This window comes from Lewinella sp. W8 (assembly GCF_004375085.3).
Lineage (GTDB): Bacteria > Bacteroidota > Bacteroidia > Chitinophagales > Saprospiraceae > Neolewinella.
In genome coordinates this window covers 55,910-69,189 of sequence record NZ_SNAQ03000006.1, presented here as the reverse complement: position 1 = coordinate 69,189, position 13,280 = coordinate 55,910, and the positions used below count along the sequence as shown (strand labels likewise).

10 protein-coding genes are annotated in these 13,280 nt (G+C 56.6%); 5 read left to right on the top strand and 5 right to left on the bottom strand.

The genetic code is table 11. The annotated features are described in order from the left end of the window. Nucleotides 1–133: 133 nt before the first annotated feature. The 3 genes from E1J53_RS08570 to E1J53_RS08560 all read right to left on the bottom strand — a co-directional run bounded on the left by E1J53_RS08570 (nucleotide 134) and on the right by E1J53_RS08560 (nucleotide 4,031). A complete protein-coding gene (locus tag E1J53_RS08570; RefSeq protein WP_134272521.1) occupies nucleotides 134–1,123 on the bottom strand; it encodes an NAD(P)-dependent alcohol dehydrogenase in 990 nt (329 codons plus the stop codon). A gap of 73 nt (nucleotides 1,124–1,196) precedes the next feature. After that, the gene (locus tag E1J53_RS08565) at nucleotides 1,197–3,530 is read right to left on the bottom strand and encodes a helix-turn-helix domain-containing protein (RefSeq protein WP_134272520.1); all 2,334 of its coding nucleotides are present in this window, start codon (nucleotides 3,528–3,530) and stop codon (nucleotides 1,197–1,199) included. Between the two features lie 45 nt (nucleotides 3,531–3,575). Beyond that, nucleotides 3,576–4,031 carry a DoxX family membrane protein gene (locus tag E1J53_RS08560; RefSeq protein ID WP_216650026.1) on the bottom strand — a complete coding sequence of 152 codons (456 nt, stop codon included), beginning with the start codon at nucleotides 4,029–4,031 and terminating at the stop codon, nucleotides 3,576–3,578. Nucleotides 4,032–4,278: 247 nt separating this feature from the next. Between E1J53_RS08560 and E1J53_RS08555 the strand changes: the two genes are divergently transcribed. Both E1J53_RS08555 and E1J53_RS08550 read left to right on the top strand, forming a co-directional pair. Continuing rightward, on the top strand, nucleotides 4,279–5,154 hold the full coding sequence (locus tag E1J53_RS08555; protein WP_134272519.1) for a hypothetical protein: 876 nt from the start codon (nucleotides 4,279–4,281) through the stop codon (nucleotides 5,152–5,154). A gap of 138 nt (nucleotides 5,155–5,292) precedes the next feature. Further along, entirely contained in the window at nucleotides 5,293–7,098 is a 1,806-nt protein-coding gene (locus tag E1J53_RS08550; protein ID WP_253931199.1) for a helix-turn-helix domain-containing protein, read from the top strand. 68 nt (nucleotides 7,099–7,166) lie between these two features. Here E1J53_RS08550 and E1J53_RS08545 read toward each other — a convergent pair whose 3' ends face one another. After that, entirely contained in the window at nucleotides 7,167–7,973 is an 807-nt protein-coding gene (locus tag E1J53_RS08545; RefSeq protein ID WP_134272517.1) for a hypothetical protein, read from the bottom strand. 245 nt (nucleotides 7,974–8,218) lie between these two features. Further along, on the bottom strand, nucleotides 8,219–9,328 hold the full coding sequence (locus E1J53_RS08540; protein WP_134272516.1) for a DUF4407 domain-containing protein: 1,110 nt from the start codon (nucleotides 9,326–9,328) through the stop codon (nucleotides 8,219–8,221). Between the two features lie 419 nt (nucleotides 9,329–9,747). Here E1J53_RS08540 and E1J53_RS08535 point away from each other — a divergent pair, with 419 nt between their 5' ends. From E1J53_RS08535 to E1J53_RS08525, 3 genes are all read left to right on the top strand, one after another. Next, a complete protein-coding gene (locus E1J53_RS08535) occupies nucleotides 9,748–10,374 on the top strand; it encodes an ABC transporter ATP-binding protein (protein WP_134272515.1) in 627 nt (208 codons plus the stop codon). Continuing rightward, nucleotides 10,371–11,672, top strand: a complete 1,302-nt coding sequence (locus E1J53_RS08530) for an ABC transporter permease (protein ID WP_134272514.1) — start codon at nucleotides 10,371–10,373, stop codon at nucleotides 11,670–11,672. Before E1J53_RS08535 ends, E1J53_RS08530 begins: the two co-directional genes overlap by 4 nt. Nucleotides 11,673–12,077: 405 nt before the next feature. Continuing rightward, nucleotides 12,078–13,085, top strand: coding sequence for an SIMPL domain-containing protein (locus E1J53_RS08525; protein WP_253931197.1), 1,008 nt, complete (start codon nucleotides 12,078–12,080; stop codon nucleotides 13,083–13,085). Nucleotides 13,086–13,280 lie beyond the last annotated feature (195 nt).

Genomic DNA, 13,280 nt, shown 5'->3' with positions numbered 1-13,280 from the left:
TGGGGAAAGAGATCGGAAACGGAGGGTGGTTAGGCTGCCCAAGTTAGGGGGAATTCATCAGGAAAGAAGCTACCCCGGATTGGCGAAAGTTTGCCGAGCTTCCGTCGTTCCGCATCACGTAGTGTCGCCAACTTTATACTACCTCCAAAACGACATTGCCCCGTTTGCGTCCACTATCCACGTACTGATGAGCGCTTACCGCTTCTTCCAGGCCATAGCGCTGGTCAATGACCACCCGAAATTTTCCTTCGCTCATCAACCGGGTCAATTCCTGCAGGTAGCCGCGTAGGGTGGCGGGCGGTAGCATGCCGGCGGCGTCAAATTTGGCCTTTTGATCTCCAAAGACACGGGTGTAAAGCACTTCCAGCAAGAGCGAAAAACCCAAGACCGGAGAGAGGTAGGTGCCCGCTGGCTTCAGCAGATGCTTGCTCTTGCGAAAAGAGGTGTTTCCGATCGTATCGAAGATCACGTCGTAGCGGTCGGTCGCGTTCAGGAAATCGTCCTTTTTGTAATCGATCACCTTGTTGGCCCCGAGGGAGGTCACCAGTTCCACATTACGGGTGCTGCATACCCCGGTGACTTCTGCGCCAACGGCGCGGGCCAGTTGGACCGCCGCGGTACCCAGACTTCCGGAAGCACCGATGATGAGCACCGACTGGCCCGCCCGCAATTCCGCCAGGGTTTTGAGGAAGTGGTAGGAGGTGAGCGGTCCGTCACAGAGGGTGGCCGCTTCCACGTAGGATAGGGTCATCGGAATCCAGTCGATTACGCCGTTGGCGGCTACGCTGACGTATTCCGCGTTTGCGGAAAAACCGAGGCCACTTTCACCGTAGACGCGGTCACCGACGGCAAAATCCTCGACTTCCGCACCCACCGCAACGACTTTACCGGCGAATCCCGTTCCCATAATGTTATTGCGCGGGCGGCTGAAACCCAGGAAGAGGCGCGAGATGGCCGGTTGTGCGCGCCGCATCATCGTGTCGGCGGTCGTAACCGGTGTTGCGTGTACCCTGACCAGCACTTCGTTGGGCTTCGGGGTGGGGCGGGAAACGGTGGCGATCTTGATGTTTTGGGGAGCTCCGTAGCGGGTGAGTACGGCGGCTTGCATGGTAGTTGCGGACATGATTTGTGGTTTTTGTGTGCCACAAAGGAAGCCCGCCGGGGTGCGCACATCGTCCGGGTTTTGAAACCCGAACCTATTCGTTCAGTTGCTGCTTGCGGTAGGCGGCCGGCGTGGTTCCGGTCGCTTTTTTGAAGAAGGTATTGAAGGAAGTTTTGGAGTTGAAGCCACTCTCATAGGCCAGCCCAAGCAGGGTCAGGTGCTGAAAAGCGGGGTCGCCTAACCTACTTTTGAAGTACTCGAGGCGGTAGGTATTTACGTATTCCGCAAAGTTTTGCCCGAAGCCCGCGTTGAGTAACTGGGAGAGATAATTCGGGGGGAGCTCCATCCGGTCGGCCAGGTTCCGCAAACTCAGTTCGGCATCCAGGTAGGGGGCATCACGCTCCATTAGTTTGGTCAACTGCTGCTTGTAACGATCAATCTCTTCGGAGGAAAGGAGGTTTTTTTTGTACTTGTTTTGGGGGGTGTCCAGTACCGGATCACTTCCGAAAATCCGCGCACTTAACCCCTGAAATTCGGGGAGGGCACGAATGGGTTTGAGGATGGGGTCAATCTGAGTGTACACCACCATCGGTAGCCTGGCGTTGATGCCTTGCTCCAGCAGCTGGAGGGTTTTTTCCGTATTGCCCAGCAGGGCGTGGCAGAGGGTGAGGTAGTTCAGCGCCTGATCGATGAGTGCTCCGTCGAGGGCCGCCGTTAGTTTTTCCAGTCCCTCAAGCGCTTGCTCGGGTGCGGTCAGGGCGTAAAACATCGTTTCACCACTGACCTTCAGGAGGTCATCGTCAGGTAGGGGTAATTCCCGGAAAAACTCCCGGGCGCGTTGGGTGTGACCGGCCAGGAGCAAGGACCGCCCCAGTTCGGGCAGGGATACGTGAGCGTCTGGCTTCAGGGCCAGGCTTTTCTCGAAATACTGGATGGCTGCGGGATACTGCTCCTGGACGTAGAAGAGGAAACCCTTGAGGTGGTGGTTGATGTCCGAAAAAGGATCAATTTGCAGGGCCGTATCGATGTAGTGATGGGCGGCCCGCAGCTTGCCTTCCGCAACCAGGTAGGAAGTCATCGATTGGTAGTATTCAACCGTCGGGCGGCGCTCGAAGGAGCGCTGAAGGTGCTCGTAGGCCTGGGGAAGATCCCAATCCTGAAGAAAGCTTTGGTAGGAGCGGTGAAGTTGTATTTCCGGAAGACTATCGTCCAGGGTCATGGCCCGTTCCAGAAAGGGCCCGCCCGCCGCAAAGGCGGCGGGGGCCGGCATGATGCCCAGGGTACCCATCAGAGTATACCCCAGGTGGAGGCCGAGGTGCGCTAACGGGAAGTCTGGTTGGTCGGCGACGATTTCCCGCAGCATTTCCATGCCCCGTTCGATTTCCGGAGCACTCATTTTGAGCAAATGATACCTGGCCCGGAGGTAGCGCTTGTAATTGTCAACCGTGACGGGTAGTTGGGGGACCAGCTGCTCGTCAATGTCAAAGTGGCCGATGTGCTCCCGCAGGCGGTCGGCGACCAGCAAACTGACCTCATCCTGGACGGCAAAAATGTCGTCGAGGCTGCGGTCCAGTGAATGGGACCATAGCGGAACGTCCTCCTGGGCATCGACCAGCGTTACGGCAATGCGCATCTTGTTACCCGCCACCTGAACGCTCCCTTCCAGAATATAGGCCACCTCCAGCTGGCGACCGATTTCGGGAAGGGTGACCTGTTTGTTTTTATAGTAAAAGGAGGAGGTGCGAGAGGTGACCTTCAGGGGTTTGATCTTCGACAGGGCGTTGATGATCTCTTCGGTCATCCCGTCGCTGAGGTACTCATCCTCTTCCTGGCGGCTTCGGTTGCTGAAGGGGAGTACGGCGACGGTTTGCCGGGCAACCGAACGCTTACCCTTCAGGTCGTTTCGTTGGGGAACCACCAGGCCGGAGCTGACGACCGCAAACACCGAAAGTGGTTGGGTGATATTCTTTAGCTGAAAATGACCGAGGGAAGTAGTGGTCAGGTGTTGTTGATTGGTCAGCTCATCGTTCAGCTTTCCGGAGATCAGTACCCCTCCGGGAACCCCCATGCTCTCAATTCTGGCCGCCACGTTTACGCCGTCACCGTACACTTCCGTACCGTCAAACACAATGTCGCCAATGTGGATGCCGATCCGCAGCGGAATACCGTCGGGGGCGTTCAGGACTTGCTGGATGGCGACGGCGCAGGCCACCGCCTCCACCCCGCTGGGGAAGGTGCTCAGGGTACCGTCGCCAAAGTACTGAAGGATGGTGCCGCCGTGCCGTTGGTGGGTCTCCGTGAACACCTGCCGGTGCTTTGCCCGCTGTGCGGCGGCCTGCCGTTCATCCCGTTGCATCAGGGCCGTGTAGCCCACAATGTCCGTAAACATGATGGCGGCAAGGCGGCGCTCTTTCCTGGTCTTTGACATGGGTGATGGGTTGGTGGGGTGGGGGTAGCGTGGCTGCTGATAAAGCTAAAGATCGGATTTTTTGCGGTGGATGCTACCCCCGGTAACCACCGCCGCAGAAATGATCATGATGTTTTTGATTATGTATTGCCCCTCCATGGTGGGCAGAAAAATATGGCCGCCCTGGTAAACTACTTCCGGTAAAACTACGAGTGGCATGAAAGTGCCGACCATTTGCAGGAAAAGGAGGGCGATGGCCAGTCTGATTGTCTTCCCGAACAGGAAGAGTACGCCAATGGCTACTTCCCACCAGCCGATGACTTTAACCCAGGTGGCTGGTTCCAGTAGCGGGAGCCAGGCCACCGTAGATTCCACCAACGGGATCGCCGTGGAATAGCCCAGGGGCTTGAGGACGCCAAACCAAATGAAGATGATCGCAAAGGAGAGCCTGACCAGTACAATGCCCCATCTCTCCATGTAGGTAGTAATGGTCTGGTCTAGCGTACTGAGGGTGAGTTTCATGTTGCGGAAGGTTTTTGTCTTGTCTTATTGACCCGACAAAAGTGCGCCGTGGAGGTTTGGCCGTCGTTCCAAAATGAAATCCCGGACTTCTTGCTTTTACCAATTTTCCTTGCACCTGCGCTTGCGCCAAATTTTTGGGGCGTGACCGCAGGTGCCGCGTAATTCGGGAAGAAAAATGTTCACGATTACAATTTCGGACGATTCGCCTGCGGACGGTGGTCACCTTTGTACGGAATAAACCTCAGCCATGGCGCCCCACCTGTCTCCACCATCCTTCTTCACTTCTCCCGCCGCGCGCGCAAGTATGGAGGAGGAGTATCATGCTTTAGTGGAAAATCTACCTCCCGGCGTAGAATTCCTCAACGTTGAAACCAGTTTTGGCACCACCAATGTATTGACGATGGGCACCCCCGGGGCCCCGGCCCTGGTGCTCCTGCATGGGAGTAATGCCTGTGCCCCCCTGTTCCTCCGTCATTTTCTGGATTTACTTCCATTTATGCGGCTTTATGCCATCGACCTGCCGGGCCACCCGAATCTGAGCGCTGAAGTCCGCTGGCCACTCGAAACCGACGCCTGTGGACAATGGATGCATGAAGTGCTTTCCAAACTGAGCATCTGGCATGCCAACCTGGTGGGGGTAGAATTGGGGGCCTACGTAGCCCTGAAAAGTCTCACTTTTGATGCCCGGAGAGTAGGGGCGGCTTACCTGGCTACGCCCCTCGGGTTGCACCCTGCCTGCCGGTGGCAATACTACTGGTTTCGGCAAAGGCCGCTTGCCCGATTCCACCGAACACCCAACGCGCAAACGCTGGGCCAACTGACGCGCAATACCTGGCACCTTCCTGACGAAGCGCTGCTCCGTTTCTGGAAAAATACCTTGCCCGGTTACCGTCCCCATCTGGCGTGCCCTCTCCCCATAGCATCGACTGATCTGAAGGAATTATCCGTTCCCCTTCACCTGTTCATCGGAAGTGAAGATCCCTTCTTCTCCCGTACTTCCCTCCCGGACATCCCCTCACTGAAATTCAGCGTAGCACTTCCCAGGTCCGGTTATCTGCCGTCAAGCAGCGCATACTCGATAATGGTCGATCAAATCCAGAACACCTTTCGGAGGTATCGTTAATTAACGTTCCCGTTACCTCGCGGGGGGACCTACCTGAATAAAGGGTTTTCGGGGGGAGGTTTGATCGCGATAGAGGGCATTCCCTGGTCGATTGCCCTTATCTTTAGGACTTAGTAGCCCCCTCCGATTTTCATGATTTTGAGTTCCACCCCTCCGAAGCCCCAGTTTTCCATCGCGGTACTTCCCTTCGTTAATCGTAGTGCGGACCCGGACAACGAGTATTTCAGTGATGGAATCACGGAAGAAATCATTCACGCACTCGCGAAGGATGGTGCCATCAAAGTCATCGCGCGCTCTTCGGTCTTTACCTATAAGAATAAGCAGGTTGATGCGCGGGAAGTCGGTCGCCGATTGGGCGTCAGTACTCTCCTGGAAGGAAGCGTACGCAAAGCTGGCCGGCGGGTGCGTATTTCCGCTCAACTGATCGAAACCGAGTCGGGTAGTCAGCTGTGGTCCAAAAATTTTGACCGTGAGTTGGAGGATATCTTCAGACTACAGGACGAGTTGAGTGTGCTCATTGCGGACCAAATTCGCCAGCAATTCGGGCACTTTGAGATCCCCGAACCGGCTTCCTCTCCGCCGACCAGGCGGATTGATGCCTACGAACGCTACCTGAAGGGAAGTTTTCACTTCAAGCGCAAAGACTTTGCGGACATCCAGCTGGCGGAACGGTACTTCAAGGCGGCGATTGCGGCAGACGACCAGTACGCGGAGGCTTATGCCTACCTGGCCGAAACCTACCTGCACCTGGCCGGTTTTGGCTTGATGGAATCCCGGGAGGCCCACGAACTGGCCCGAAATACTGCATTGAAATCCATTCGTCTCCAGCCGAAGACGGCCCGGGCCCATAAAGTCATGGCCTACATCCATTTTTTTTACGATTGGGACTGGAATGCCGCCCGCAAAGCTTACGAGGCCGCGGTGGCGGCCGGTCTGACCGGTGAAAATGAATTCATTACCTACTACTACGTTTTCCTGGAAAAGGACTACGAGCGTGCACTGGCCATTGCCGAACAGGTCGTGGAGCAGGACCCCCTGCACAGTATTTCTCACTGGCAACTGGGCCTTTGCCACTATTTTGCCGCTCAGTTCACCGCGGCGATAAAAACCTTTGAAAGAGCCATCCTTCTGGACGAGCATTTCGCCGAGGCCCACCGCTGGCGGGGCCTGGCACTGGCCCAAACCGGACAGTTTGCCGAAGCCATCGCCAGCGTACAACATGCTTTACAGCTGAGCCAGGGGAAGGGCCCCGCAGCCTACAATTTATTACAGGTGCGTGCGCTGATGGGGGAGCGGGAAACGGTCCTGGCCGCGATGGCCGAAACCGAATACCTCGATGCCTGTGACCCCGCAGAGTTGTATGCCCTACTGGGCATGCAGGAAGAAGCGATAGACTGCCTGGAACTGGCTTTCACGCAACGGTCGACCATGATGGTAGGTCTCAAGCATTATTGGGTGTGGGATGACCTGCGGGAACATCCCCGCTTTGAGCGCCTGTACCAACGCATGAATTTTGGGCTTGACCGAAACGATTTTCCATCAAGCCCGGAATGGCATCTGGGTAAAGTCAAGCCACAAAAGGCCCTACTGAACGCCGAAGAACGGGAGCATTATTTGCGTACCCTAACGCATCTCGTGCAGGAGGAGCGGGCTTACCTAAACGCCGAACTCTCCCTGCGTACGCTGGCTGCCGCCCTCGAGGTGCATCCCAATAAGCTTTCCTGGTTATTGAATCAGGCGGTGGGTAAAAACTTCAATGAATACATCAACGCCTATCGCCTGGCGACCTTTAAAGAAAAGGCATTGTTGCCGGAAAACAGCCATCTGACCTTGCTTGGATTGGCTTACGAAAGTGGGTTCAACTCCAAGACGGTATTCAATAATTTCTTCAAGAAGCAGGAGGGCATGACCCCTCGTGCCTGGCTGAAAACTCAACGCCCCTGATTCCGACCAGTGTCTTACTGGACCGTTGGGTAGTCAAGTCTCCAGGCTGCGAAAAGGGTGGGGGATCTCTACCGCCACCGCACACCCACCGAGGGCCACAATCCGAGCACCTCGTGCCACACGGCACCGGCGCTGATGTCGAGCCGCTCAATGACTTCGTAGCCGAGGCCGAAGGAGAGTTCCGCCACTTCGGTGGCCACCCCGAGCCGTACGCTCAGTTCTTCGGCGGGCAGGTACTCCAGACCCGCCCGAAAGCGGGCGGGGAAATCCGCATCCTGATGCAGCTCGGCGTTCAGGGTGATTTTATCACTGGGGCGGTAGCTGAGCCCCACGGCAATAATCTGGGTGAGGTATTCATCGGGCCGGACTTCCGTTCTGACGGGAGAAAAGATCCGAGCGCCGATGGCCAGTTCTTCGAGGATTTGCAGTTGCATGCCCAATCCGAAGGTGATGTCGAAGGTGGCGGCATAGCCGTCAGTGGTGGTGCTGAAGCCGGCCAGGTCGCCGCCGATGCTGAAGTTGTCCGTGAGTTGCCGGCCGTAGGCCAGCCCAATGCGGTTCTCCCGGTAGGTGGCAAAGCCAAAGCTTGCCAGTTGCAGGCCGAAGCCACCGTTCTTCGTTCCGTAGGCGGCCGCGACGTTGGCAAAGCTGAGTTCGCTGATGCCGAACCGTTGTTCGGCGGTCGCGGAGGCCTGCAGCTGATCCGGGGTGCCGGCCAGGCCGGCGGGGTTGGTCCAGATGCCGTCGATCCCCGTTGCCGTAAGTCCCGTGCCGCCCATCAGGCGGGAGCGGATGTCGGTAGTGGGAAAGACGCCTTCCTGAGCGGAAGCGAATAGGGGCAACAGGAGAATCAGGCAAATAGTAGGCAGGCGCACTTGCGGAATGGATGTTCTGCGGCGAAGATAAGCAGGGAGGGGCCTTGTCGGTCGATTTATTGTTTTAAATCTAGACGGTTCCCTGAGATCTCATCAGCGATTCCTGTAGAATCGCGGCAGTTCAGTGGGACAAACGGTAGCGGCAGGTAATTACCTGCCGCTATTGAGGAATTCAAGGCCTTGATTGCCCATTGATTAATTCACGGAACAGCCTTATCCTAAATCTCCCGACAAGCCCCGGCTGTTTATCCGATCTCGTAACCGCGGTTGCGGAGGCCCTTGAAGGTGCGGTCCAGCTCGGCGTCGATTTCGGCCTTCTTCCTGGCAATCTCGGCGGTGGCCTGATGTACGCCCACCTCGGTGTGCACCCTCAGGCGGTTCCTGACGTCGTTGCCCCGCTCTCCGGTGCTTTGTTTGGTGGCCATTTCGAAAACGTGCTCATGCTCGTGGAGCAGATGATCGTACGGACTCCGGGGAGAAATGAGTTTGGTGAAGATGGGCGCCGTTTCGATGGCGATGAAGAGCAGCATGATGAAGATGCTGGCGTAGTAGATGGCGTCGCTCTTGTGGCCCAGTCTTTCGAGCGCTTCGATGCGTGCCGCCATGCCGCCGAAGGCACTGCGTTCCAGGCTGGAAATTTCCTCCTTGATCTGGCCGCGTAGATCGGCGGCCTGCTGCCGGTTTTCGATGATCTGGGGTTGGTTGACGGCTACGAGGGACTCCAGTTCCGCCTGGGCCTGATCAGCTTCCAGTTTTTTGGCCCGGTAGATGGGACCCATGTTGCGCACGCCGGAGCCTCCGCTACCGTCGGCTTCGGCCAGGGCGGCGGCTACTTTCTCGTCCCGTACCGCCGTTTTGGCGTCAATTTCTCCCTGAAGGCGGTTAGCCTCCGCTTCGGCCGCGGCGATTTGGTCGTTAAAGCGGGCACTGATGCGGTCTTCCTGGACCTTGAAGGTTTCCTGCTCCATGACGATCAGCTCCGCGTTGATCTCCTTCTCAAAAATCTTCAGCTCCAACGGCTTGGAAATGACGAGGGCCAGCAAAACGGCCATCGCCAGCCGGGGCAGGGCCGTAGCAAAATTGCCGAAAAAGCCCCCCTTGCTTTTCATGCTGGACACGATATATCGGTCGAGGTTGAAGATCATGAGTCCCCAGATCACCCCAAAAATGATGGCCATGAAGTAGCTGTCAAAAATGGTAAACAGGGCGTAAGCAGCCGAGAAAAAGGCCAGCACTCCGGTAAAAAAGATGGTACCCCCGATGCCGACGTATTTGTTTTCGTCGGAGGGAACCCGATCAAGAATACTGCGATCCACACCGGAACAGAAGAGAAAAAAGTCTTTGAGGTTTTGCATGGGGTAAAATTTTGCAAGTTGAACAATGGAGTAGCTTGGACGCAGTAGAAAAAAGGTAACGGGGGCCTGAGCCAGAAAATGGTCGCATCGCGGCCGATGGGTAAAATCCAGATAAGCTCTAAACCCCGTTCATGCCGCTAAATTGTGCCTTTGGAGCTCCGCCACCACATTATTTCGATGAGTACTAGGATTATTCAGACGCAACCTAGGAGCAAGCTGATGGCACCGGATGGGGGCCGATTTTAGTGGGCAAGGGGAGTAAAATATTGCAATCCTCACGTCCACCGCTACTCTGATCTCGCCCCGGGTGCATCCAAAATCCGGTTTGTGCGTTAAACCATCATTCCCGGAGCCGAAACCTTATTTAGTATGTTTGTCTTCCGGGCACCGGCCGTCGATTAATCCAAGAACCCCAATTCATGTTAGCTACCCGCGCTTTAACGTATCAGTATCCCGGCGGGGAACAACTGACCTTTCCCGACATCTCCTGCGCCCGCGGAGAAACGTGGTTGTTACTGGGCGATTCCGGAAGCGGAAAAACCACCCTGCTCCAACTGCTGGCGGGACTGCGAACGCCCGGCAGTGGCGAGGTCGTAGTGGACAATCAGGTCCTTGGCCAGCTCAGCGGAAGCGACCTGGATCGTTTCCGGGGAAAGCAACTGGGCATCATTTTTCAGACGGCCCACTTCGTGCGTTCCGTTTCGGTGGCCGAAAACCTGGCCCTGGCCCAGCGCCTGGCGGGTAACGCCGTGGATCATGACCGGATCCAGCAGTTACTCGATCAGCTCTCCATCGGAAACAAGGCGGATGCGGCACCCGCTGCACTTTCGGTGGGCCAACAGCAGCGGGCGGCCATCGCTCGGGCCATCATCAATCAGCCCTCGGTTATTCTGGCCGATGAGCCTACTTCCGCTCTGGACGACGCCAATACCCACCGGGTGATTGACCTGCTGCGCGAACAGGCCGCCGCCGTGAACGCCACTCTCCTCATTGTAACCCACGACAACCGCCTGACCCGGATCATCGACCAACAGATACGGCTATGAACCTAATACGCCTCGCCTGGAAAAACCTGACCTATAAACCACTGAATGCCCTGTTGGGTATTTTGCTCTTTGCGCTGAGTGTGGGACTGGTCTCCCTGTTGCTCTCCCTGAGAAAACAGGCCGACGAACAATTTGACGCCAACCTGGCCGGGGTGAACCTGGTGGTGGGGGCGAAGGGTAGTCCGCTGAACCTGGTCCTGAACAGCATGTATCACCTCGGATACCCCAACGGCAACGTTTCCCTGGGGGAAGTCCGGGCTTTCCTGAACCCCAGGCACCCCCTAATCGAAGCGGCCCTGCCGCTTTCGCTCGGGGATGGCTACCGGGGCTACCGGATTGTGGGTACGGTGCCGGACATCCTCGACTGGTACGGTGCGGAGATCGGGCGGGGAGAAGTCTGGCAGCACGATTTCGAGGTGGTTGTCGGGCCCAACGTCGTAGCGAATACGGGGCTGAAAATGGGGGACACCTTCCGCTCCGCCCACGGCATCGTGGACGAGGGCGAAGACGCGATGGAGCACGAAGGGGAATTTAAAGTAGTTGGCATCCTGGCCGAAAGCGGCACGGTGCTGGACGACGTCATCCTAACCACCAATCCTACCTACTGGCATACGCACGATCACGGCGGTGGTGCGGAAGATCATCAGGAAGATGACCATGCAGACCACGACCATGATGACCACGAGCACGCAGATCATGCGGACCATAACCACGTGGGAGGCATTCAACAATTACTGGAAGCCGCCGAGGATAAAGAGTTGACGAGTATACTGGTACGATACAAGGGCATCAACGCCCGTACGATGAGTTTTGCCCGCAACATCAACGACAATACCGATCTGTTGGCCGCCGAGCCACCCTACCAGATTAATGAAGTCCGGCGACAATTCGACAACGGGCAGCGGATTCTGCGCATCCTGGTCATTGCGATCATCATCGTATCTGCCCTCAGCATTTTCATTTCCCTATTTTCCTCCCTCCGCGACCGTCGCTACGAGCTGGCGATGCTCCGGGTGATGGGCTCTGGTCGGGGTGGCCTATTCGGTTTGATCGTGCTGGAGGGGCTCTTCGTCGCGGCCATCGGCGCCCTGGCCGGACTGCTGCTTTCCCACGGCATCCTGGCCGTGATGGCCAACAACATCCGGGACGATTTTCGCTATCAGCTAGACGCCTGGCGCTTCTTGCCCGAAGAGGGTTGGATGTTCCTGGGAGCCCTCGCCCTGGGTTTCCTGGCGGCGGTCATTCCGGCCATACAGGCGGCCCGCACGGACATCGGTGAGACCCTGACGGAGGGGTAGAAGTTTGAGGACTTAGGATCAAGGCTATAGGATTTAGGATTTAATTTGGGCGACGCGGCGCGGGTGCCATGAATTGAATGACGGCAAGGTAATCTACCTACTGGTGTGACTTTTCGCCGAAAAGTCTCCACGGCCCACTGAGGTGGGGCGATACCATTCTTCAGGCACCAATGGAATTTAGAGATGGTGCGATTCCATAGGTAGAGTTGATTCGGCTGCCATTCGGGGAATGGCACCACCAGGAGGGTGACCTTGGCTCCTTTCCCGTACACTCGGCACCCGCACTCCGTGCCCTTATTCCCCGCTATTGGAAGTGGCAATCTCCACCTTGAAATAAGATTGATCGCCTCCTTGCGTTACACCTTACGGGGCGTTTCGTCTCCGATCACTCACCAAAGCCTGGTTATGAAAACTTTCACCCTGTCTATGCTATTCCTGGGTTTCCTCCTGGGAGCAACCTCTCTTCCCGCTCAGGTCATGGGCAACTATCAGCAGCAGAACAACAACACGGCGATCAACTATCGCGCCAATTTCCGGGGCGTGCAGCGGGCCGCTACTTTCCTGGATGCCTCCAACGAGGTGGAGATCACCATCAACGCCCTGTCCAACCAACCCGCCAGCAGCTACGTGGCGGTGTTTAGCGTTTTCCAGGCCGGCAAGACGGTCTCCAGTACCAACGAACAGATGAACGACCGCATCAGCGGCGTCAAAACGGCCCTGCGTTCTCTTGGGGTACCCGAAGCGGACATCTACATCGACATGGTCAACTTCCTGCCCACCTACGCCTTTGCCTCGGAGAAGAAAATCTTCTCCCGTAAGACGCTCACCGAAGTGCCCACCGGGTTTCAGCTACAGAAGAACATCCACGTCCGCTACCGCGACCCGGCCCTTCTGGATCAGATCGTCACGGCCGCCGCGGGCCAGGAAGTGTACGACATCATTAAGGTAGATTATCAGGTAGACCGGCCGCAGGACATCTACACCGAGCTACGGCAAATGACCTTCGCCTACCTGGACACCCTGACGCAAATCTACAGCGAGCAGGGTATCGGCCTTGACAGTGCTTACGTCATCACCGCCGAAAACGCCTGGGTGGCCTATCCGGCCGACCGTTACAAATCCTACACCGCCTTCGCCGCCCAGCAACTCACCGCCCAGGAGCGGGACGAAGCGGTGGTGGACAAGATTGACAAACCTACCCTGCGGTTTTACGACCCCATCCCCGCCAACGACTACGATCTGGTCATTAATCCGGATTTGCTGGCCCCCGCCGCGCAATTCAGTTATAGTCTGAAGGTGCGCTTTGTCCTGCCCGAGCGGAAAATCCCCACCCAAAAGATTTACGAACAGCAGTACTTCATGGTAACCCCGGACGGCAAATTGGTGCCCCTGAGGCTGAAGGAAGGGGAGTAAAATACCTCCTTGATATGGTTTCAACCAAAGGATCAATGGGGCTAACTTCCTGGTTTCCTACATAATCGCCGGACAATTGGCGGAATCCGTATCGCTTCGATTGCCACTTAATCATTGCCGACTACCAAAAAATCAGTGCCGCTGGTCTTTGGGAGGGGTGATGCGTAGATTTGGAAGATTATTTTGAGCAGGCCA